The sequence below is a fragment of the Kitasatospora sp. NPDC038210 genome (genome assembly GCF_055600605.1).
Genome location: NZ_JBVJYK010000004.1, coordinates 192,262 through 214,415 on the forward strand (window position 1 = coordinate 192,262; position 22,154 = coordinate 214,415).

At 71.6% G+C, this 22,154-nt stretch carries 18 protein-coding genes and 3 tRNA genes; 2 read left to right on the forward strand and 19 right to left on the reverse strand.

The genetic code is table 11. The features are described 5' to 3' along the window. Window positions 1–27: 27 nt before the first annotated feature. The 5 genes from ACZ7KX_RS10000 to ACZ7KX_RS10020 all read right to left on the reverse strand — a co-directional run bounded on the left by ACZ7KX_RS10000 (window position 28) and on the right by ACZ7KX_RS10020 (window position 3,753). Window positions 28–876: a class E sortase gene (locus ACZ7KX_RS10000; RefSeq protein WP_470326063.1), complete on the reverse strand. Its 849-nt coding sequence runs from the start codon at window positions 874–876 to the stop codon at window positions 28–30. A 37-nt stretch (window positions 877–913) separates the two neighbouring features. Beyond that, window positions 914–2,026 (reverse strand): class E sortase, encoded by a 1,113-nt coding sequence (locus tag ACZ7KX_RS10005; protein WP_470326302.1) that lies wholly within the window; start codon window positions 2,024–2,026, stop codon window positions 914–916. After that, window positions 2,023–2,685 (reverse strand): aminodeoxychorismate/anthranilate synthase component II, encoded by a 663-nt coding sequence (locus ACZ7KX_RS10010; protein WP_470326064.1) that lies wholly within the window; start codon window positions 2,683–2,685, stop codon window positions 2,023–2,025. The genes ACZ7KX_RS10005 and ACZ7KX_RS10010 overlap by 4 nt, the downstream gene beginning before the upstream one ends. A gap of 54 nt (window positions 2,686–2,739) precedes the next feature. Continuing rightward, window positions 2,740–2,919, reverse strand: a complete 180-nt coding sequence (locus ACZ7KX_RS10015) for a hypothetical protein (RefSeq protein WP_350526482.1) — start codon at window positions 2,917–2,919, stop codon at window positions 2,740–2,742. A 69-nt stretch (window positions 2,920–2,988) separates the two neighbouring features. Next, window positions 2,989–3,753 carry a DUF881 domain-containing protein gene (locus ACZ7KX_RS10020; RefSeq protein WP_396549880.1) on the reverse strand — a complete coding sequence of 255 codons (765 nt, stop codon included), beginning with the start codon at window positions 3,751–3,753 and terminating at the stop codon, window positions 2,989–2,991. A 170-nt stretch (window positions 3,754–3,923) separates the two neighbouring features. Here ACZ7KX_RS10020 and crgA point away from each other — a divergent pair, with 170 nt between their 5' ends. Then, window positions 3,924–4,172: a cell division protein CrgA gene (gene crgA, locus ACZ7KX_RS10025; protein ID WP_189913287.1), complete on the forward strand. Its 249-nt coding sequence runs from the start codon at window positions 3,924–3,926 to the stop codon at window positions 4,170–4,172. 360 nt (window positions 4,173–4,532) lie between these two features. Here the strand turns inward: crgA and ACZ7KX_RS10030 are convergent, their stop codons facing one another. Then, entirely contained in the window at window positions 4,533–5,426 is an 894-nt protein-coding gene (locus ACZ7KX_RS10030; protein ID WP_470326065.1) for a rhomboid family intramembrane serine protease, read from the reverse strand. A 215-nt stretch (window positions 5,427–5,641) separates the two neighbouring features. Here ACZ7KX_RS10030 and ACZ7KX_RS10035 point away from each other — a divergent pair, with 215 nt between their 5' ends. Continuing rightward, window positions 5,642–6,355 (forward strand): DUF5324 family protein, encoded by a 714-nt coding sequence (locus tag ACZ7KX_RS10035; RefSeq protein ID WP_470326066.1) that lies wholly within the window; start codon window positions 5,642–5,644, stop codon window positions 6,353–6,355. Window positions 6,356–6,445: 90 nt separating this feature from the next. Here the strand turns inward: ACZ7KX_RS10035 and ACZ7KX_RS10040 are convergent. From ACZ7KX_RS10040 to dnaA, 13 genes are all read right to left on the reverse strand, one after another. Continuing rightward, a tRNA-Ala gene (locus tag ACZ7KX_RS10040) sits at window positions 6,446–6,518 on the reverse strand. A gap of 167 nt (window positions 6,519–6,685) precedes the next feature. Further along, window positions 6,686–6,814: a DLW-39 family protein gene (locus ACZ7KX_RS10045; protein WP_014137031.1), complete on the reverse strand. Its 129-nt coding sequence runs from the start codon at window positions 6,812–6,814 to the stop codon at window positions 6,686–6,688. A gap of 385 nt (window positions 6,815–7,199) precedes the next feature. Beyond that, window positions 7,200–7,273, reverse strand: a tRNA-Ile gene (locus ACZ7KX_RS10050). Window positions 7,274–7,358: 85 nt separating this feature from the next. Beyond that, a tRNA-Ile gene (locus tag ACZ7KX_RS10055) sits at window positions 7,359–7,435 on the reverse strand. A gap of 16 nt (window positions 7,436–7,451) precedes the next feature. Further along, window positions 7,452–8,846 (reverse strand): class I SAM-dependent methyltransferase, encoded by a 1,395-nt coding sequence (locus ACZ7KX_RS10060; protein ID WP_470326067.1) that lies wholly within the window; start codon window positions 8,844–8,846, stop codon window positions 7,452–7,454. A 260-nt stretch (window positions 8,847–9,106) separates the two neighbouring features. Beyond that, entirely contained in the window at window positions 9,107–9,868 is a 762-nt protein-coding gene (locus ACZ7KX_RS10065) for a DUF3566 domain-containing protein (RefSeq protein ID WP_470326068.1), read from the reverse strand. Window positions 9,869–9,969: 101 nt separating this feature from the next. Then, window positions 9,970–12,516 (reverse strand): DNA gyrase subunit A, encoded by a 2,547-nt coding sequence (gene gyrA / locus ACZ7KX_RS10070; protein WP_470326303.1) that lies wholly within the window; start codon window positions 12,514–12,516, stop codon window positions 9,970–9,972. Window positions 12,517–12,647: 131 nt separating this feature from the next. Further along, a complete protein-coding gene (gene gyrB / locus ACZ7KX_RS10075) occupies window positions 12,648–14,675 on the reverse strand; it encodes a DNA topoisomerase (ATP-hydrolyzing) subunit B (RefSeq protein WP_470326069.1) in 2,028 nt (675 codons plus the stop codon). Window positions 14,676–14,954: 279 nt separating this feature from the next. After that, on the reverse strand, window positions 14,955–15,539 hold the full coding sequence (locus tag ACZ7KX_RS10080) for a DciA family protein (RefSeq protein ID WP_470326070.1): 585 nt from the start codon (window positions 15,537–15,539) through the stop codon (window positions 14,955–14,957). A 140-nt stretch (window positions 15,540–15,679) separates the two neighbouring features. Beyond that, window positions 15,680–16,813, reverse strand: a complete 1,134-nt coding sequence (gene recF, locus ACZ7KX_RS10085; RefSeq protein WP_350526570.1) for a DNA replication/repair protein RecF — start codon at window positions 16,811–16,813, stop codon at window positions 15,680–15,682. Window positions 16,814–16,885: 72 nt separating this feature from the next. Then, window positions 16,886–17,761, reverse strand: a complete 876-nt coding sequence (gnd, locus tag ACZ7KX_RS10090; RefSeq protein WP_350526571.1) for a phosphogluconate dehydrogenase (NAD(+)-dependent, decarboxylating) — start codon at window positions 17,759–17,761, stop codon at window positions 16,886–16,888. Window positions 17,762–17,945: 184 nt separating this feature from the next. Beyond that, window positions 17,946–19,076, reverse strand: coding sequence for a DNA polymerase III subunit beta (gene dnaN / locus ACZ7KX_RS10095; protein ID WP_350526572.1), 1,131 nt, complete (start codon window positions 19,074–19,076; stop codon window positions 17,946–17,948). Window positions 19,077–20,009: 933 nt separating this feature from the next. Further along, window positions 20,010–21,866, reverse strand: coding sequence for a chromosomal replication initiator protein DnaA (gene dnaA, locus ACZ7KX_RS10100; protein WP_470326071.1), 1,857 nt, complete (start codon window positions 21,864–21,866; stop codon window positions 20,010–20,012). Between the last annotated feature and the right edge of the window lie 288 nt (window positions 21,867–22,154).

A 22,154-nucleotide genomic window follows, 5' to 3' on the forward strand; every position in this document is an offset into this window, starting at 1 on the left:
GAGGTCCGGACGGCCCGTCAGGCGGCCTCAGGAGTGCCGCAGCTCCGGCGGCGGGGTGCGCTTGGCGTCCACGTCGTCCACCCGCACCAGGCTCCCCCAGACCGCCATCCGGTACCGCGAGGTGTAGACCGGCGTGCAGGTGGTCAGGGTGATGTAGCGGCCGGGGCCGGCGTACCTGGAACTCGCCGGCACGGGCGCCACGATGCCGGTGTCGAACTTGGAGGTCTCCGGCAGGGTGTTGTCGACCTTGTAGACGTACCACTTGTCCTTGGTCTCGACGACGACCGCGTCGCCCTTGTGGACGGCGTCCAGGTCGTGGAACTTGGCGCCGTGGCCGTCCCGGTGGGCGGCCAGCGCGAAGTTGCCGGCCTGGTCCCAGGGCATCGCGGCCTTGTAGGGCTGCTCGTAGACGCCCGCCACGCCCTCGTCCAGGACCTCGGTGGAGGTGCCCATCCGGATCAGCACCTGGAAGTCCCGGCCCATCGCCGGGACGTGCAGGAAGCCGACGTCCTCACCGGCCGCGAACGGCTTCGAGCCGGGCGGGGCGGAGGCGCCGGCAGCGGCACCGGCACCGGGGGCGGGAGCCGGGGCGGGGGCGCCTCCCGGGGCGGCCGGGGCGCCGGCGCTCGGGCCCGCGGCCCAGGAGCTGCGCAGCCGGTCGGAGGCCTCCGACGCCGCCTGGTCGGCCTGCACGTTGGTCCACCACAGCGAGTAGGCCACGAACAGGCCGAGCACCAGGCCCAGGGTGATCAGCAGCTCGCCGAACACCCCGAGCGCGGCCAGCGCCCGGCCCCTCCCCCGCCCGGTCGGCCGCGCGGGCGGGGGGAAGGCGTCCTGCCCCGGTCGGGCCGCCTGCGCGGCCTCGTCGTCCTGCATGTGCGATGGTCCCCCTCCGGGCCGGGCGGCCGGGCGGCTACCCGCCCGTGATCGCGGCCGGCTTGCCTTGGCTGCGCGGCCGTTCCTCGATCATCTTCCCAAAGACGATGAGACGGAACTTGGAGGTGAACTCGGGGGTGCAGGTGGTCAACGTGATGTAGCGGCCGGGGCCGGCGTAGCCGGAGCCGTTCGGCACCGGCTTGATCACGCTCACGTTGCTCGGGGACGTCTCCGGGATGCCCCCGGTGACCTCGTAGGTGTAGTAGCCGGCGGCGGTCTCCACCACGATCTTGTCGCCCTTGGCGAGCTGGTTGATGTACCGGAACGGCTCGCCGTGGGTGTTGCGGTGGGCGGCCAGCGCGAAGTTGCCCGCCTTGTCGCCCGGCATCGCGGTGCCGGGGTAGTGGCCGACCAGGCCCTTGTCGAGCACCGCGGTCTTGGAGGTGCCCTCGGCGATCGGGAACTTCAGCCCCAGCTTGGGCAGGTAGACGATGGCGAAGCCCTTGCCCGGCTCGAACACCTCGGGCTTGTTCGGGTCCGGAGCCGGCTGCCCCGGCTGGGCGGGCGCCTGGGCGGCGTCGAACTGCTGCTCCAGCTGGTCGCGGGCGCCGGAAGCGGCCGCGTCGGCCTGCACGTTGGTCCACCAGAGCTGGTAGGCGACGAAGAGCAGCATCACCAGGCCGAGCGTTATGCACAGCTCGCCGACGGCCCGGGCGGTCACGACGAGCGCGGACTCCTTGGGGCGCACCCGTCCCGCGGACCGGCCCCGCGCCCGTCGCCGTCCGTTGCCCGACCGGATCGCCGTACGGCCCTGGGCGGCCCGGCGGCGCTCGGCCCGGCCGCCGGTCGGCGGGGCCGGCTCGGCGGCCGACGCCCCGAGCCCGGCGGGCAGCCGCAGCTGGAGGGTCTGGTCGGGCAGCCAGGGGTACTCGGGCCCGCCCGCGAGGGGCTCCTCGGCCTGCTCGTACACGCCCCAGGCGTCCTCGGCCACGGTCTGACCCGGGGACCCCTGGTGGTGCGGGGCGGCGCCGGCCCCGTCGTACTGCGGGCTCGCGTACGCCTGGGCGCCGTCGAACTGCCGCCCACCGCCGTACGGGTCGGCCTCCGGCTGGTATCGCCCCTCCGGACGCAGCGTGGTCACGCCGCTCAGCCCCGGCCGATCACCGGGGCGAGCCCGGCCGACCGGTCCACCGCCTGCGGGAAGCCGCACTCCGCGAGCCAGTTGGCGAGCATCCGGTGCCCGCCCTCGGTGAGCACCGACTCGGGGTGGAACTGCACGCCCTCGACCGGCAGTTCACGGTGCCTCAGCCCCATGATCACACCGCTCTCGGTCCGCGCGGTGACCACCAACTCCTCCGGCACGGTGGACGGTTCGACCGCGAGCGAGTGGTAGCGGGTCGCGGTCAGCGGCGAGGGCAGGCCCTCGAACACCCCGCCGTCCTCGTGCTCGACCGGCGAGGTCTTGCCGTGCAGCAGCTCCGGCGCCCGGCCGACCACCGCGCCGTACGCGACCGCGAGCGACTGAAGGCCCAGGCAGACCCCGAACACCGGCAGCCCGATCTGCGCGCAGTGGTGCACCATCTCGATGCAGACCCCGGCCTCCTCCGGCGCGCCGGGCCCGGGGGAGAGCAGCACCCCGTCGAAGCCCTCCTCGCCCGAGCGGCGGACGGCGTGCTCGACGCTCACCTCGTCGTTGCGCACCACCTCGCAGGTGGCGCCCAACTGGTACAGGTACTGCACCAGGTTGAAGACGAAGCTGTCGTAGTTGTCCACCACCAGGATGCGGGGCGGGTTCGACTGGGTGGTCATGCGCGCGTGGTCTCCGTGGGATGCGGTGCTGGATGGAAGTGCCGGGCCGGCGGCTCAGCCGGCCGCGGCGCCGTCGCCGCCGTCCACTGTGACGTCACCGAAGGGGAGCAACGGTTCCGCCCACGGGAAGACGTAGGTGAAGAGCAGGTAGACGATCCCCAGGATGAGGAGCACCGAAATGACGGCCTTCACCAGGGTGTTCCCCGGGAGGTGACGCCAGATGAAGCCGTACATGGTGCTCCCTCGTCGTAGCAGACTGGGTCAAGAGTAGACCCGCCTCCCACGGCCGCGAGGCCGGTCCGGCTACTGCTGCCCGCCCGCCGACCGCAGCTCGGTGGTGCCGGAGTACCCCGGCAGGGTGAGGTCCCCGCTCTCCTGGACCTTCCAGCCCAGCCCGTACGCCTGGACGTACTGCAGGTAGTTGCGGATCGTCGGGTCCGCGTCGACGGCCGAGCGCAGCGCGTCGGTCTTCCCCACCGCCTTGACCACGTACGGCGGGGAGTAGACCCGCCCCTGGAGCAGCAGGGTGTTCCCGACGCAGCGGACGGCGCTGGTGGAGATCAGCCGCTGGTCCATCACCTGCACGCCCTCCGCGCCGCCCCGCCACAGCGCGTTGACCACGGCCTGGATGTCCTGCTGGTGGATGACCAGGTCGTTGACGCCGGGCTCGGGGACGCCGGGGATGCGCGCGGTGGCGTTCGGCGGGGCGTCGTTGAGGGTGACGGTCAGGCCGCCGCCCTGCAGCGGCTCCAGGGCGGCGCCGAGCCGCAGGCCGTCCAGCCGGGCCGCGTCGGCGGGGCTGTGGCCCTGCTGCTCGGTGAGGTCCTGGGCGCGGGCCTGGAGGTCCGCGAGCTGGGACTGCGCCTGCTGGTTCTGCGCGCTGCGCTGGCGGATCACGTCGCCGAGGCTCAGCAGCGAGTTGTCGGTCCGCAGGTCGGTGCCGCGGGCGGTCTGCGCGCTGATGTAGAAGAGCAATCCGGCGAGCGCGAAGACGGCGCAGGTCAGGGCACGTCCGACAATTCGGGTGCCGGAGCGGCGGGTACGGACCGGCTCAGGGGGAATCGACAAATTAGTCACCGTACCCTTATCTCCTCAAGACCCGCCGAGCCACTACGCTAACGGACGTCGGTGGCATGTGCGGAGCGGTCCTCAGAGCGTTCTCACGGCCGACCGCCGTCACCCGACCCACCCGCTGCACCTCTGCGCGGTCTCACAGCGCATCGACAGGAGAACCCCTCGTGCCGAAGTCTCGACTCCGCAAGAAGTCCGACTACACCCCGCCGACGACGGCCGTGGTGAAGATCAGCTCGGGCCGCGGCTGGGTCGCGCCGCTGATGCTGGCACTGTTCCTGATCGGCCTGGTGTGGATCGTCACCTACTACGTGACCAGCGGCACCTACCCGGTCGAGAGCTGGCGGAACTGGAACATCCTGGTGGGCTTCGGCTTCATCGCCGCGGGGTTCGGCGTCTCCACCCAGTGGAAGTGACGACCCGCTCGTCCTGAGGCCCGGAACCGGGCCGCTCCCCGCCGCTCCGGATCGCTCGTCCCGGGGCGGCGGTCAGGCGTGCCCGGACACCGGCGGGAACCCGGTCGGTCATACCCATCATCCGACTGTCATGCTTATCCACATGGTTATCCACACTGGGGAAAAGTCTCCCCACCCTGTGGATAACTTTCCCGGCCGGGACCGTCCACAGCTGTGCACAACTCCCCGGAAGCGGGAGAACCGCACAGCAGGACACGCGTAGAACAACAGTCCACAGCCCGGGCGCCGCACAGCCTGTGCACAACCCCGCACCCGCTGTGGACAAAGCCCCGGACACCAGGGCGCCGTGACGACCGGCCCTCAGGCGCCGTAGAGGGACATCCCGATCAGCAGCATCGCCGCCTCCACGGCCAGGGCCCCCGCCACCACCAGCGCCTGGACCGGGCCGCGGTGCTCGCGCGGGGCGTACATCAGACCGGCCGCGGTCAGCGCGCCGAGCACCAGGCCGCCCAGGTGCGCCCGCCAGTCGACGCCCGGGCGCGAGAAGGTGACGACCAGGTTGAAGACCAGGAAGGCCACCACCGGGGCCAGCGGGCCCCTGTTGTGCAGCTGGAGCACGATCGTGGCGCCGATCAGCCCGAAGATCGCCCCGGAGGCCCCCACCGAGTTCATCAGGTTCCCGGCCACCAGGAAGGCGAGGGTGCTGCCGCCCAGGGCGGAGACGAGGTAGAGGGCCAGGAAGCGGAGCCGGCCGAGCGCCTCCTCCAGCGGCGGGCCGAGCCAGAGCAGCACCACCATGTTCAGCCCGATGTGCCACCACTCCACGTGCAGGAAGGTGGCGGTCAGCAGCCGGTACCACTGGTCCGGGCCGTCCGCGATGCCGGCCGGGCCGCCGAGGACGTCCCGGCCCGCGCTGAACAGCGACCAGGTCTGGCCCAGCTGCGGGGTGAGGACGTAGGCCGCCAGCAACCAGACCACCACGTTGACGCCGACCAGCACCCGGGTGACCAGCCCGCCGTCGGCCGCGAGCGCCCCGCCGAAGCGGGTGGTCGCCCGCCGGCTCCCGGCGTGGCCCCGGCTGACGCACTCGGGGCACTGGAAGCCCACCGCGGCGGGCACCATGCACTCCGGGCAGATCGGCCGCTCGCACCGGGTGCAGGAGACCCCGGTGGCCGTCCCGGGATGGCGGAAGCAGCCGGGCGGTCCGCCCTCCGGGGACGGATCGGCCGACGACCGCGGCTCGTCCGGAAGCATCAGCGGGTCCCCTTCCCGTACGCGACCTCCGAAACAGCCAGCCTACTGCCGCACCCCCGCCCAGCGGCCCGCTCCCCCGCATCCCGCCGCCCCGCGCGCGCCCACCCGCCGCCCCGCGTACGGCCCACTCCGACGTGCCGTCGGACAAATCGGCATGCATGATCAGCATTCAGGTGGACAGGTGCATAAAGGACGCCACCCAGGAGGAGAGACTCGTGAGCTTTTCGGACTCAGCCCGTGAGACGGCCACCAGGACCCGGGACACCGCCGCGCACTTCGCGGACGGCGCCAAGCAGCGCATCGGCCCCGCCTTGGACGCCCTCGGGCCGATGACCACCCAGGCCGCCCACAATCTCCGTGTCCAGTACGACAAGCACCTCGCCCCACAGTTCGGCCAGGTCTTCGCCAGCCTGCCGCCGGAGGCCCAGCAGAACGCCCTGAAGGCCCTCCACCGGGCCCAGGAGGCCGCTCTGGCGGCCCGCCTCTCCGCCGCCCGCGCCGCGGACCAGGCCCGCACCACGGTCGGCCCCAGGGTGGCCCAGGCGGTCGGCGACGCCCGCGCCGCGGTCGTCCCGGTCGCCCAGGAGGCCCAGTACCGGGGCGCCGCCGCGCTGACCGCCCTGCAGGGCCACGTCAGCTCGGCCGAGATCAGCGAACTGGCCGCCCGCAACGCCAGGAGGGAACGGTGCCGCGGCTGGACCACCGGCCTCACCGTGGCCGGCCTGCTGGCGATCGGCACCGGCCTGGTGGCCTGGCAGTGGTGGCGCCGGCACAGCAACCCGGAGTGGCTGGTCGAGCCCCCGTCCGCGCAGGAGCCGCAGCAGGGCGGCGCGCACGCCGCCTCCGCCCCGGTGAACGGGGCCGGCCCCGAGGGCGGGACGGCCGAGCCCGGAGAGCCGGCCGGCGGCGCGGGCCCAGCGGCGGACTGACCGTGCGGAAGGCGCGGAGGGGCCCGCGAACGCCGATCGGCCGCTGACCGGGATTCCGGTCAGCGGCCGATCGGCTACTGCTGTGAACCGTGGAGCATAGGAGACTCGAACTCCTGACATCTGCCTTGCAAAGGCAGCGCTCTACCAACTGAGCTAATGCCCCTCGACGGCATCGCGCGTGCCGACGGGCACTAGCGTACCGGGTCCCGGCGCGTTTCCCAGCGCCGTCCCCCGAAGGGAACCGGCCGGTCCGGTCGGTCGACCGGGCCGGCCGGCCCGGGAGGCGCCGACGGGCGCCCCCGAAGATCGTCGATCGTCAGATCGCCGGAGTCAGCGACCGGCCGGGACCGGGTCGGTGGCCTCGGTCCACAGGTCCTGCTCGGCGCGGTCCGCCTGGACCTGACGGTAGACAAAGAAGCCGCCGAGGGCGACCAGGGCGACCAGGAGAAGCTTCTTCACCGCGGGACCTCGTCCTTCTTGCGTTGGTGGACTCAAGAGCCGGATCCGGCCGGACTGACCGGGCCGACGAGTCCAGATGTGTTTCGAGCGCAAACGGGCGGCCGGGTGCCAGACTGCCCTTGCGGCCGATGATACACACCGGTGTCCCAATCGTGACCAGCCACCGGTGCGGCCAACCCGGCGGTCCGGTCCGAGGATTGACGCAGCACCTCCTGCCGGGTGCTCCGTCCGCGCACGGCCGGCCCCGGAATCCCGGGTCAGGCCCGGTCCGGCGGGGCCCCTCCGGGCGGAGCAGCACGGCAACCTTGGCGGGCGGACGGTCCGGGACCCGCGGGCGGGAACGTCGAAGGCCCCGGAGTGGATCACTCCGGGGCCTTCGGGGAGGTGGGCCTAACAGGACTTGAACCTGTGGCCTCTTCCTTATCAGGGAAGCGCTCTAACCGTCTGAGCTATAGGCCCTCGCCGAACAGAGAGCGTACCCGAATCCGGCCGATCCGCGAAAACGTCGAAGGCCCCGGAGTGGATCACTCCGGGGCCTTCGCGGTGGTGGGCCTAACAGGACTTGAACCTGTGGCCTCTTCCTTATCAGGGAAGCGCTCTAACCGTCTGAGCTATAGGCCCTCGCCGCACTGAAAGATTAGCGGACCGACGGCCGATCTCCCAAATCCGGTTCGGCCGGACCGGCGGCGGGGACCCCGACGGCCTGCTGCGACGCGTCGGCGGCGGGACGCAGCAGCCACTCCTCGCGGGTCGACGGGAGGCCCGCCGTGCCCTCCTCGGTGCTGCGCACGGCGAGGACCTGGTTGATCCCGATCCGGTTCTGCTCGAAGGCGAGCGCGGAGGCCGCCATGTACAGCCGCCAGACCCGGGCGCGGCCGCGGCCGACCAGCCGGACCGCCTCCGTCCAGTGCGCTTCGAGGTTGGCCACCCACTCGCGCAGGGTCAGCCCGTAGTGCTCGCGCAGCGACTCGACGTCGCGGACCTCGAAGCCGGCCTCCTCCAGCCGGGCCACGGTGGAACCGACGGGGGAGAGCTCGCCGTCGGGGAAGACGTAGCGGTCGATGAAGGGACTGGCGTGGTGCTGCTCACCGGGGTGGTTCGGGCGGCGGGCGATCTGGTGGTTGAGCAGCCGGCCGCCGGGCGCCAGCAGCCGGTACAGCCCCTCGGCGTAGACCAGGTACTGCTCGGAGCCGACGTGCTCGGCCATCCCGACGCTGGAGATCGCGTCGAACGGCCCGTCGGCGGTCTCCCGGTAGTCCTGGAGCCGGACCTCGACCCGGTCGGCCAGGCCGGCCTCCTCGACCCGCGCACGGGCCAGCGCGACCTGCTCCGCGGAGATGGAGACGCCGACCGCGGTGACGCCGTAGTGCCGGGCCGCGTGCAGCAGCAGCGACCCCCAGCCGCAGCCGACGTCCAGCAGCCGCAGGCCGGGCCGCAGTCCGAGCTTGCGGCAGATCAGGTCGAGCTTGGCCTCCTGGGCCGCCTCCAGGCTCTTCGCCTCCGGCGTCCAGTAGGCGCACGAGTAGACCATCGACGGGCCGAGCACGAGGCCGTAGAAGTCGTTCCCGACGTCGTAGTGGTGGCTGATGGCCGCGCGGTCCCGGCTGCGGCTGTGCAGCCGCCCTGCGGCCTTCCGGACCTCCTCCCGGGGCGGTGCGGGCTCGGGGCCGAGCGCCCCGGCCCGCAGGGCGGCCGCGAGGACCCGGCGGCCCTTGGCGCCGAGCACGTCGCGCGGCCCGAGGTCGAGGGTGCGGATCTCCGGCCGTTCGGCGAACCGGCCGACCACCGAGAGCACCTCGTAGAGGTCGCTGCCGGGGGCGATCTCCAGGTCTCCCGCGACGTAGGCGCGGGCCAGTCCCAGCTCGCCCGGCTGCCAGAGCAGGCGGCGCAGTGCCCGGCGGTTGCGCAGGACCAGGGTGGGCGCTCCCGGCGGCCCGGCGACGCTGCCGTCCCAGGCCTGCACCCGCAGCGGTACCGGAACCCCCAGCAGCCCGTCCAGGGCCTCGACCAGTTGACCTGCGAGCTTTGCCACCGCGCGCCTCCGTCCAGTCGTCCTGCTGAACCTCACCTGGCCCGGTCGGGCGGACCGGGGGGCGGCCTGCGGCACTCCCAGGCGCGGAACGGGCGGCACCCAGCTAATCCCACGGCAGCCGACCGGCTTCCGGACGGCACGCCGCGGGGTGCCGGCTGTCACCCGAATGCCGACGGGCCCCACCGACCTGAACAGTCGGTGGGGCCCGTGCATTCCGTCCGTGGACGGGGAGCTGAGCGCGGGTCAGGACCCGGCCGGGGTCAGTCCTCCTCGGCCAGGGTCAGCTCGACGCCGCCGGTGAAGCCGGCCGCCGCGTTGTAGATGAACGCGGAGAGGGTGGACAGCGCGGTCAGCAGGACGACGTCGACCACGGCGATCAGCGTGGTGAAGGTCATCACCTTGCCGAAGCCGACGTAGTCCATCAGGTTCACGCCGCCGCTGCTGTCGGAGCCGGTGACGTCCTTGAGGGTCTTGCTCAGGGAGTCGAAGACGCCGAGCGAGTCCAGCGTCATCCACAGCACGGCCGAGGCCACGATGATGATGATGCCGACGGCCAGCGACAGCAGGAAGCTGACCTTCATCACCGACCACGGGTCGACCTTGGTCACCCGCAGCCGGGCCTTGCGGGTCCGGCCGAGGCCCGGTCCGCCGGCCGCGGCCGCGGGCGCGGCGGCGGGACGGCGCGCCGCCCCGGGGACGGGGGTGCCGCCGGCCGGGGTGTTGCCGGAGGTCCGGGTGCCCCGGGCCGGGGTCGGCTGCCCCTTGGCGTAGGTGGTCGGCTGGGAGAAACCCCCCGAGCCGGGCGCCGGGGTCCCCGGCGCCGGGGGCGTCTGGCCGCCGACCGGCGGCATCAGCGAGGTGGACGCGGTCGAGTGCTCGGTCGGCGGCTGCGGCACGCCGTACGAACCCCCGCCCTGCGCGCCCGGACGGCCGCCGGAGGTCCCTCCCGCAGCACCCGTGGCTCCACTCACCTGGTCCTCCCGCACTTCCACCAGGGCGGCGGCGCCGCCCTGCTTCGTCACTCGTCATCCAGCGCCCGGCGGGATTGCCCGGAACTGGTCGGCGTCCGGTGTCGCCACGCCCTCTGTGTGTGGACGCGGCGACACCGGTCTGCGGTTTCGGGTCAGGCCCCGGCGTCTCCGCCGATCGCCGTCTCCGTACCCTCGGCCGTCTCGGTGGCCTCGGTGGACTCGGTGCCAGCGACCTCGTCCTCCACCGTGTCCTCGTCCTCGGCCTCCGCGTTGCGGGCCATGCCCACGACCGCATCGCGCTTCCCGAGGTTGATCAGTTGGACGCCCATCGTGTCACGTCCGGTTTCACGAACCTCGGAAACCCTCGTGCGGATCACCCCACCCGAGAGGGTGATCGCCATGATCTCGTCGGTCTCGTCGACCACGAGCGCGCCGACCAGCGAACCCCGGCCCTCGACGATCTTCGCCGCCTTGGTGCCGTAGCCGCCGCGTCCCTGGACACGGTACTCGTCCACACCGGTGCGCTTGGCGTACCCGCCGTCGGTGGCGGTGAAGACGTAGGTGCCCGGACGGACGACGTTCATCGAGAGCAGCTCGTCGTCCTCCCGGAAGGCCATGCCCTTGACGCCGGAGGTGGCGCGTCCGGTGGGCCGCAGGGCGTCGTCGGTCGCGGTGAAGCGGATCGACTGGGCCTTCTTGGAGACCAGCAGCAGGTCGTCCTCGGAGGAGACCAGCTCGGCGCCGATCAGCTCGTCGTCCCGGCCCTCCTCGTCCTGGCGCAGGTTGATCGCGATCAGGCCGCCGGAGCGCGGGGAGTCGTAGTCCTTCAGCGGGGACTTCTTCACCAGGCCGGCCCGGGTGGCGAGGACCAGGTACGGCTTGTCCTCGTACGTCCGGACGGCCATCACCTGGGCGATGTGCTCCTCCGGCTGGAAGGCCAGCAGGTTGGCGACGTGCTGGCCGCGGGCGTCGCGGCCGGCGTCCGGCAGCTCGTAGCCCTTGGCGCGGTAGACCCGGCCCTTGTTGGTGAAGAACAGGATCCAGTTGTGGGTCGTCGTCACGAAGAAGTGGTCGACGATGTCGTCCTGCTTCAGCTGGGCACCGCGCACGCCCTTGCCGCCGCGCTTCTGCGAGCGGTAGAGGTCGGAGCGGGTCCGCTTGACGTAGCCGCCACGGGTGATCGTGACGACGATGTCCTCCTCGGCGATGAGGTCCTCGATGGAGAGGTCGCCGTCGGAGGGGATGAGCATGGAGCGCCGGTCGTCGCCGTACTTCTCGACGATCGCGGTGAGCTCCTCGGAGATGATCTCCCGCTGACGGGTCGGCGAGGCCAGGATCGCGTTGTACTCGTCGATCTTGCGCTGCAGCTCGTCGTGCTCGTCGGTGATCCGCTGGCGCTCCAGGGCGGCCAGGCGGCGCAGCTGCATCTCCAGGATGGCGTTGGCCTGGAGCTCGTCGATGTCGAGCAGGCCCATCAGGCCGGTGCGGGCGGCGTCGGCGCTCGCCGAGGCCCGGATCAGCGCGATGACCTCGTCGATCACGTCCAGGGCCTTGAGCAGGGCGCGCAGGATGTGAGCGCGCTCCTCGGCCTTGCGCAGCCGGAAGCGGGTGCGCCGGACGATGACCTCGACCTGGTGGTTGACCCAGTGCCGGATGAAGGCGTCCAGCGACAGGGTGCGCGGCACGCCGTCGACCAGGGCCAGCATGTTGGCGCCGAAGTTGGTCTGCAGCTCGGTGTGCTTGTACAGGTTGTTCAGCACGACCTTGGCGACCGCGTCGCGCTTGAGCACGACCACCAGGCGGGTGCCGGTGCGGGACGAGGACTCGTCGCGGACGTCCGCGATGCCGGCGATCTTGCCGTCCTTGACCAGGTCGGCGATCTTCAGCGCGAGGTTGTCCGGGTTGACCTGGTACGGCAGCTCGGTGATCACCAGGCACTGGCGGCCCTGGATCTCCTCGACCTCGACCACGGCGCGCATGGTGACCGAGCCGCGGCCGGTGCGGTAGTAGTCGTCGATGCCGCGGCGGCCGACGATCAGCGCGCCGGTGGGGAAGTCGGGGCCCTTGATCCGCTCGATCAGGGCCTCCAGCAGCTCCTCGTTGGAGGCCTCCGGGTTCTCCAGGTACCAGAGCGCGCCGGAGGCGACCTCGCGGAGGTTGTGCGGCGGGATGTTGGTGGCCATGCCGACCGCGATGCCGGTGGCGCCGTTGATCAGCAGGTTGGGGATGCGCGCGGGCAGGACGGTGGGCTCCTGCGAGCGGCCGTCGTAGTTGGCCGCGAAGTCGACGGTGTCCTCGTCGATGTCGCGCATCATCTCCATGGCCAGCGGCATCATCTTGCACTCGGTGTAGCGCATGGCCGCGGCCGGGTCGTTGCCCGGGGAGCCGAAGTTGCCGTTGCCGTCCACCAGCGGCATCCGCAGCGACCACGGCTGGGCCAGGCGGACCACGGTGTCGTAGATCGAGGTGTCACCGTGCGGGTGGTAGTTGCCCATCACGTCGCCGACGACGCGGGCGCACTTGTAGTAGCCCTTCTCGGGGCGGTACCCGCCGTCGTACATCGCGTAGAGCACGCGGCGGTGCACCGGCTTGAGGCCGTCGCGGACCTCGGGCAGCGCACGGCTGACGATCACGCTCATCGCGTAGTCGAGGTACGAACGCTGCATCTCGGTTTCGAGCTCGACCGGCTCGATCCGCATCGTCGCCTGGGCGGTGGCCTCGGCGGCCTCGGGGGTCTCGGGCTGTTCGCCTTCGGGACGGTTGTCGTCGACCACTGGTGGTCAGTTTCCTTTCACGCGGACTGGTACGTGCGGGGCCTGGGGTGCAGGCGTCACACGTCCAGGAAGCGGACGTCCTTGGCGTTGCGCTGGATGAAGGAGCGGCGGGCCTCGACGTCCTCGCCCATCAGCACGGAGAACAGCTCGTCGGCGCGGGCGGCGTCCTCCAGGGTGACCTGGAGCAGCAGCCGGTGCTCGGCGTCCATGGTGGTGACGCGCAGCTCCTCGGCGTTCATCTCGCCGAGACCCTTGAAGCGCTGGATCGCGTCGTCCTTGGGGAGCCGGCGCCCGGCCTCCACGCCGGCCGCGATCAGCGCGTCGCGCTCGCGGTCGGAGTAGGCGTACTCGAAGTCGTCCTTGCCCCACTTGATCTTGTACAGCGGAGGCATGGCCAGGTAGACGTACCCGGCCTCGACCAGCGGCCGCATGAAGCGGAACAGCAGCGTCAGCAGCAGGGTGCGGATGTGCTGACCGTCGACGTCGGCGTCGGCCATCAGCACGATCTTGTGGTACCGCAGCTTGGACTCGTCGTAGTCCTCCTGGATGCCGCAGCCGAAGGCCGAGATCAGCGCCTGGACCTCGGTGTTCTGCAGCACCTTGTCGATCCGGGCCTTCTCGACGTTCAGGATCTTGCCGCGGATCGGCAGGATGGCCTGGGTGCGCGGGTCACGGCCCTGCTTGGCCGAGCCGCCGGCGGAGTCGCCCTCGACGATGAAGATCTCGCACTCGGACGGGTCCTTGGACTGGCAGTCCGACAGCTTGCCCGGCAGCGAGGCGGACTCCAGCAGGCCCTTGCGGCGGGTGAGGTCGCGGGCCTTGCGGGCGGCGACGCGCGCGGTGGCGGCCTGGATGGACTTGCGGATGATGTCCGCGGCCTCGTTGGGGTTGCGGTCCAGCCAGTCGTTCAGGTGCTCGTGGACGACCTTCTGGACGAAGGTCTTGGCCTCGGTGTTGCCGAGCTTGTCCTTGGTCTGGCCCTCGAACTGCGGCTCGCCGAGCTTGACCGAGATGATCGCGGTCAGGCCCTCGCGGATGTCCTCGCCGGAGAGGTTGTCGTCCTTCTCGCGGAGCAGCTTCTTGTCGCGCGCGTAGCGGTTGACCAGGCCGGTCAGGGCCGCGCGGAAGCCCTCCTCGTGGGTGCCGCCGCCGTGGGTGTGGATGGTGTTCGCGAAGCTGTAGACGCCCTCGGTGTAGGAGGTGTTCCACTGCATCGCGATCTCCACCGAGATCGCCTTGTCCTTGTCCTCGGCCTCGAAGTCGATCACCGAGGGGTGGATGACCTCGCCCTTGCGGGAGTTGAGGTGGGCGACGAAGTCGGCGATGCCGCCGTCGTACTTGTACGTGACGGAGAGCGGCTTGCCCTCCTCGTCCACGTGCTCCGGGCGCTCGTCGGTCAGCGAGATCGACAGGCCCTTGTTGAGGAAGGCCATCTCCTGGAAGCGCCGGGAGAGCGTCTCGAAGGAGTAGACGGTGGTCTCGAAGATGTCGGCGTCGGCCCAGAAGGTGACGCTGGTGCCGGTGCGGTCGGCCTCCTCGGCGGCCAGCTCGGTGCTCGCCAGGGCGGCGGTCGGGGCGCCCATCTTGTAGTCCTGGGTCCAGCGGCGGCCGTCCCGGAGGATCTCGACGGAGAGCCGGGTGGACAGCGCGTTCACCACGGAGACGCCGACGCCGTGCAGACCGCCGGAGACCGCGTAGCCGCCGCCGCCGAACTTGCCGCCGGCGTGCAGGACGGTGAGGACGACCTCGACGGCCGGCTTCTCCTGACCGGGGACGATGTCCACCGGGATGCCGCGGCCGTTGTCGACGCAGCGGACCGCGCCGTCGGGCAGGATCGTGACGTCGATGTGCGTGGCGTACCCGGCCATCGCCTCGTCGACGGAGTTGTCCACGACCTCCTGCACCAGGTGGTGCAGGCCGCGCTCGCCGGTGGAACCGATGTACATGCCGGGGCGCTTGCGGACGGCGTCGAGGCCTTCCAGCACCTGGATGTTGCTACCGGTGTAGGAAGCCTGGTCGGACTGGTCTGGGGTCTGGCTGGGGTTGCCGGAATCGGCCACGAAGCGCCCTCTCTGGCACAGCACGGGCCGCATTCCCGCCCCGTGCGGGCGAGCGTGCGACCACGGCGTTTCGACTCGGTTGCCACTAGCAACAGTGTTTGGCTCTCAGTCTACCGGTACGACTGACAGAGATGGGCGTTTGGCAGCCCTTGAAGGCAGATACGCCGCCCTGAATCCCCTCTGCACATGTCCCGATACTCGCCCGGGGGCCCCAGAGCGCCTGGGAGGGCTGTCAGGGGTTCCGGAAGATCGCCATCCGATCGGCACGGGGCGGGCGCCTGGGCGACACCGCGCCGGCACCCGTCAGCCCCAGGTGTCGCCCGGCCCCTTGCTCCCCGGCGCGCGCAGCCGGCCGTAGCCGCGGGCGGGCGCCGCGGGGCCCAGCACCTTGATGGTCTTCACCGTGCCGTGGCCCAGCTCGTGGTTCAGACGGGCCACCAACTGCCGTGCCAGCCAGCGAAGTTGGGTGGCCCAGGCGGTGGAGTCGCACTGCACGGTGAGCACCGCGGCGGCCTCGTCGTAGGAGGAGGGGTGGCAGTGCGCAGCGATGTCCGGGCCGACGATCTGCGGCCAGCGGCCCATCACCCCGCCGACGGCGGCCGAGGACTCCCAGCCGCGCTCGGTCAGCAAACGGTTCAGCGCGGCGCCCAGCGGGACCGGGTCGCGGCCGTCCGAACGGGCACCGCTGCGCAGACCGTGCCGCTTCGCCTCGCGCTTCTCCCGGACCTGCTCGCCGCGCTGCTTGGCCTGGGCCCGGGCCGCCCGCAGCGCGGAGCGGGCGAGGTCGGCACCGGTCGGCTCGGGGGCACCCGTCCCGGGGGCACCGGGCTTGGGCGTACCGGGCTTGGGGGCGCCGGGCTTGGGGGAGTGCTCCGCCGACTCGCTCACGGCGATCTCCTTTCCCCAGCCTGTGGACAACGGTCGCGGTCACGCGCCCGCCGAGCCGTCCAGCCTACGGGAGTACTCGGACGCCGTGGATCGCGGTGGGCCCGGGGGAGCGCGACGGGGGTCGTGGAACGGCTGCGCGGTCAGCCGTCGACGCGACGTACGGCGCCGTCGGACACGGCGAACCGGGCGCCGGCCAGCGCCTTCGGGACGTCCTCGGCGACCGCCGCGGTCACCAGCACCTGCTCGCCGTCGGCCACCAGTTCGGCCAGCCGGTCCCGGCGGGCGGCGTCCAGCTCGGCGAACACGTCGTCCAGGATCAGCACCGGCTCACCGCCGTCGGCGCGCAGCAGCTCGTACGAGGCCAGCCGCAGCGCCAGCGCGTACGACCAGGACTCGCCGTGGCTCGCGTAGCCCTTGGCGGGCATCGGGCCGAGCTTGAGCCCCAGCTCGTCGCGGTGCGGGCCGACCAGGGTGAGGCCGCGGTCGACCTCCTGCTTGCGGACCGCCTGCAGCGCGCCCAGCAGCTGCTCCTCGGCCTGTTCGCGGCTGGTCGGCAGCTCGCCCTCGAAGGAGCTGCGGTACTCCAGGGCGGTCTCGCCGCCGCCGGGGGCCAGCTGCCCGTAGGCGGCCGTCACCAACGGCTGCAGGGCGGCCACCAGCTGGATCCGGAAGGCCGTCAACTCGGCCCCGGCGCGGGCCAGGTGGCCGTCCCAGACCTCCAGGGTGGAGAGGTCCGCGCCCTTGCCGCCACCCGCCCGGCGGGCCATCGCGGCGGTCTTCAGCAGGGCGTTGCGCTGCTTGAGCACCCGCTCGTAGTCCTGCCGCACGCCGGCCAGCCGGGGCGCACGGGCGGTCAGCAGCTCGTCCAGGAAGCGCCGGCGCTCGCCCGGGTCGCCCTTGACCAGGCTGAGGTCCTCGGGGGCGAACAGCACGGTGCGCAGCAGGCCCAGAACGTCGCGCGGGCGGACGTTGTCGGAGCGGTTGATCCGGGCGCGGTTGGCCTTGCCGGGGGTGAGTTCCAGCTCGACCAGGGTGGACCGGCCGCGGTCCACCACCGAGGTGCGGATCACCGCCCGCTCGGCGCCCAGCCGGATCAGCGGGGCGTCGGTGGCGACCCGGTGGCTGCCCAGGGTGGCGACGTAGCCGATCGCCTCGACCAGGTTGGTCTTGCCCTGGCCGTTGGGCCCCACGAAGGCCGTCACGCCCGGGTCGAGGGGAACCTCGGCCCGGGCGTACGACCGGAAGTCGGCGAGCGACAGGTGCGCGACGTGCATGGCTGTGGACTGCGCCCGCCTTCTGTGGATGAACCGGGGCCGCGCCCCGGTGGGGCCGGTCCCCGGAGGGAACTACTTCGACTCGACCGCGTGGCCGCCGAACTGGTTGCGCAGCGCGGCGATCATCTTCATCTGCGGCGAGTCGTCCTGGCGGGACGCGAAGCGGGCGAACAGCGAGGCGGTGATCGCCGGCAGCGGCACGGCGTGGTCGATCGCGGCCTCGACGGTCCAGCGACCCTCGCCGGAGTCGGCGGCCCAACCGCGCAGCTTGGCCAGGTGCTCGTCCTCGTCCAGGGCGCGGACGGCCAGGTCCAGCAGCCAGGAGCGGATGACGGTGCCCTCCTGCCAGCTGCGGAAGACCTCGCGCACGTCGGTGACCTCGGGCGCGGCCTCCAGCAGCTCCCAGCCCTCGGCGAAGGCCTGCATCATCGCGTACTCGATGCCGTTGTGGACCATCTTGGCGAAGTGGCCGGCGCCCACCGCGCCCGCGTGCACCGAGCCGAAGTCGCCCTCGGGCTTGAGCGCGTCGAAGACCGGCTGGACCCGCGCGACGTGCTCGGCGTCGCCGCCGTACATCAGCGCGTAGCCGTTCTCCAGGCCCCAGACGCCGCCGGAGACGCCGCAGTCGACGAAGCCGATGCCCTTGGCGGCCAGCGCCTCGGCGTGCTTGACGTCGTCGGTCCAGCGGGAGTTGCCGCCGTCGACGACCACGTCGCCGGGGGAGAGCAGCTCGGCGAGCTCGTCGACGGTCGCCTGGGTGGCGGCGCCGGCCGGGACCATCACCCAGACCACGCGCGGGCCCTGCAGCTTGGTGACGAGTTCCTGCAGGCTCTCGACGTCGGAGATGTCCGGATTGCGGTCGTAGCCGATGACGGTGTGGCCGGCGCGGCGGATCCGCTCGCGCATGTTGCCGCCCATCTTGCCGAGACCGATGAGGCCGAGCTCCATGACCAAGTCCTTACCTGTGGTGACGTGCCTGGCGGCGGCGCCGTTGCCGCACTCCCTGAGCCTACGCGCTGAACCACCGGCTCCTGCCTGTGGTCCGGCCGAGCGGGGGAGACGTCCACAGGCTGTGCACAGCGGGTGTGCACAGCCTGTGGACGGTCACGCGGAAGCGGAGCGGATCGGCGGATCAGCCGGAGAGGCGGACCGGCATGATCAGGTACTGGTACGCCTTGTCCTCCTCGGCGTCCACCGAGACCTTGCCGCTGAGCAGGGCGGGCTTGGTCGGGGTGGTGAAGCTCAGCTGGGCGTAGGCGGAGTCGATGGCCTTGAGGCCCTCCTCCAGGTAGCCCGGGTTGAAGGCGATCGAGATGGCGTCGCCCTCCAGGGAGGCCTCGATCCGCTCGGTGGCCTGGGCGTCGTCGCCCGAGCCGGCCTCCAGCGTCAGCACGCCCTCCTCGAAGTTGAGGCGGACCGGGGTGTTGCGCTCGGCGACCAGCGAGACGCGCTTGAGCGCCTCCAGGAAGGGCTGGGTCTGGATCGCGGCGATCGCGTTGAACTCGGTCGGGAAGAGGCTGCGGAACTTGGGGAACTCGCCCTCCAGCAGCCGCGTGGTCGTCCGGCGTCCGGCGCCCTCGAAGCCGATCAGGCCCTCGCCCGCGCCGCCCGAGGAGAGGGCGATGGAGACGTTGTCGCCGCTGCCCAGGGACTTGGCGATGTCCTGCAGGGTCTTGGCCGGCACCAGGGCGACCGCGGAGATGTCCGACTGCTCGGGCTTCCACAGCAGCTCGCGGACGGCGAAGCGGTAGCGGTCGGTGGCGGCCAGGGTGATCCGGTCGCCCTCGATCTCGACCCGGACACCGGTGAGCACCGGCAGGGTGTCGTCCCGGCCGGCGGCGACCGCGGCCTGGCTGACGGCCGAGGCGAAGACGTCCCCGGAGACGGTGCCGGTGGCGGTCGGCATCTGGGGCAGGGCCGGGTACTCGTCGACCGGGAGGGTGGGCAGGGTGAAGCGGGAGCTGCCGCACACCACGCTGACCCGCTGGCCGTCGGTGGAGATCTCCACAGGCCTGTTGGGAAGGTTGCGGGAGATGTCGTTCAGCAGTCGACCGGAGACCAGGACGGTGCCGGCCTCCTCGACGTCCGCCTCCAGCTCGACCCGGGCCGAGACCTCGTAGTCGAAGCCGGACAGCGCCAGGCTGCCCTCCTGCGCCGTCAGCAGCAGGCCGGCCAGCACCGGCACCGGCGGCCGTGCCGGGAGGCTGCGGGCAGCCCAGGCCACCGCCTCCGCGAGGACGTCACGCTCCACCCGGAACTTCACCGGTAACCGCCTCCTGGATCGAGCGCTCCCGCTCGCACTCTGGTTCGTCTGATCTTGATCGTCGGTCGGGCTGTCCGCCGAGCTCTGCCCGCTCCGCTTCCAGTCGCAAGGACAGTCTGACGTACTCCGCCGACAGACGGGGCAGACGGGCGGAAGCGAGCCGAACAGATGTCGGGGCGCGGTTGTCCACAGATTTCGGGCCCACCCACTTTGAAAGCAGGTTCACGGTCTATCTGTGTAGTGGTAGTAGTAGGGCCTGTGGAAACCGTGGATAACCCCGTTTCCGCAGGTCAGGGCCCGAATTTTGTCCACAGCGCATGTGGACGGCGGCTGTGGACGGGCAGGCCGCGCTGTGGACAGCCGAGCGTTACCCACAGGGCACGCAGGGTATCCACAGGTTATCCCCAGGGCTATCCCCAGATCCGGGCCCGGTTATCCACGGGCGCCGGTCAACTTTTCGTGACGCCTTTCACACCAGGGTATGAACGACAGCACACGGTTGTCGAACTGTGGACGCCGCTGTGGACAACCTGGGGATAACCCGCCCCGGCCTGGGGACAACCGGTGGACAACCCGGACGGCCCACTGGCGGGCCGTCAATTGTCCACACCCTGTGGATAACCGTTGTGCACAAGTCCACAGGCACCTGACCTGCGCGGAAGAGCGTAGCGGGGACGGGCTTGTGGACGAATTCTGGATAACTCCGGGCTCCCCGGCCTGTGGACGGCGGGGAGGGCACCCGTCCTGTGGACAACGTCCTTGCGCGCCCCGGGTTTTCGAATCACCGGTCAGTTGTTCGGCGCGGGCTGTGGACTGGCACACCGTCCGTCGACGGCATTCCTGCCCGGCCGGCGGCGGGTGCACACCTGTGGATGCGCGAAAAGGGCGTCAGGATCGCTCCTGACGCCCTCGGGCCGCGGTGCGCGGCGGTGGCTAGCTCTTGATGCGGTTGGTGAGTTCGGTGACCTGGTTGTAGATCGAGCGGCGCTCGGCCATCAGCGAGCGGATCTTGCGGTCGGCGTGCATCACCGTGGTGTGGTCCCGGCCGCCGAACTGCGCGCCGATCTTCGGCAGCGACAGGTCGGTGAGCTCCCGGCACAGGTACATCGCGATCTGGCGGGCCGTCACCAGGACGCGGCTGCGGGAGGATCCGCAGAGGTCGTCCACGCCCAGGCCGAAGTAGGCGGCGGTCTGCTGCATGATGACCTGCGCGGTGATCTCCGGCCCCGCGTCCTCGTCGCCGCCGGGGATCAGGTCCTTGAGGACGATCCCGGCCAGCTCCAGGTCCACCGGCGCCCGGTTGAGGTTGGCGAAGGCGGTGACCCGGATCAGGGCGCCCTCCAACTCCCGGATGTTGCGGGTGATCCGGGACGCGATGAACTCCAGGACGTCGGCGGGAGCGTTGAGTTGCTCCTGGATCGCCTTCTTGCGCAGGATCGCGATCCGGGTCTCCAGCTCCGGCGGGGTGACGTCGGTGATCAGACCCCACTCGAAGCGGTTGCGCAGCCGGTCCTCCAGCGTGGTGAGCAGCTTGGGCGGCCGGTCCGAGGAGAGCACGATCTGCTTGTTCGCGTTGTGGAGGGTGTTGAAGGTGTGGAAGAACTCCTCCTGCGTGGACTCCTTGCTCGCGAGGAACTGGACGTCGTCCACGAGCAGGATGTCCATGTCCCGGTAGCGGCGGCGGAAGGTGTCCGCCTTGCCGTCCCGGATCGAGTTGATGAACTCGTTGGTGAACTCCTCGGAGGACACGTAGCGCACCCGGGTGCCCGGGAAGAGGCTGCGCGAGTAGTGCCCGATGGCGTGCAGCAGGTGGGTCTTGCCCAGCCCGGACTCGCCGTAGATGAAGAGCGGGTTGTACGCCTTGGCCGGGGCCTCGGCGACCGCCACCGCCGCCGCGTGCGCGAAGCGGTTGCTCGCGCCGATGACGAAGGTGTCGAACAGGTACTTGGGGTTCAGCCGCGCGGCCGGTTCGTCCTTGCGGGAGCCGCCGGCCGGGGGAGCGCCGGGCGGGGCGGGCACGCCGGGGACGGCGGGGCGCTCGCCCGGCCGCTCCGGGGCCGCCTTCTCGGCCGGGCGGCCGCCGGTGGGGCGGGAGCCGGTGGAACGGCGGCCGGCGCCGCCGCGGGGCTGCTCGTTCGGGCCGGGGCCGTAGGCGCCGCCGAAGAGGTCGCCCTGGGTGGTCGCGGGCGGGCCAGGCAGGGGCCGCGGCGCCGTACGGGGCGCGGGCTCCTCGTGCTCGTAGGAGGCGGGCGGCTGGTCCTGGTAGCCCGGCCAGCCCTGCGGGCCGGCGGAGGGGCCGCCGTAGGGGGCCGGGCGCTGCTCGTAGCCGCCGGTGTCGTAGCGGGGGCGCTCGTAGTCCTGCTCGTACGGCTGGTCCTGCTCGTACCGCTGCCGCTGTTCGTAGGGCTGGTCCTGCTCGTACGGCTGCTGGTAGTCCTGGCCGCCGTAGCCGCCGGTGTCCTCGGCGGGACCGGGGTAGGGCTCGGCGGGGGCCTGGGGGGCGGGCGCGGGGGCGGTCGGTGCGGCGTTGGCGTCGACCATCACGGCGATCCGGACCGGGCGGCTGAGCTCACGGCTGAGCGCCTCGGTCAGCTGCGGCAGCAGCCGGCCCTCCAGCACCTGCTTGGCCCGCTCGTTCGGGGTCGCCAGCAGGGCGGTGTCGTGCATCATCCACATCGGCTGGGTGCGCTGCACCCACTGCTTGTCCATCTCCCCGACATCGGGGTCGCTGACCAGCCGCTCGACGACCCTGGCCCAGACCGGGACGAGGTCGCTGTTGACATCAGCCACTGGTGCACGCTTTCCAAGAACAAACCAGACAAGTTCTGCAACGGTAGTCAGCGAACAGGGCGGGATCAAGTCGTTGTCCACAGGCTGTGGGTAAAGCGGGCCGGAGAGGCTGGTTTGACCCTCGTGCCCCGTCCCGCGTACCGTAACCAGGTCGAGTTGTCGATGGCCGCTGCCGCATGTCCGCGGGTCCGCCCGCTCCATAAGGCGCGCAGCACGGGCGCCGTGGATTGCCTCAGACCCCAGCCGAACTGGGGCGATGGGCCGGATTTCCGAATTCAGGGGAGATCA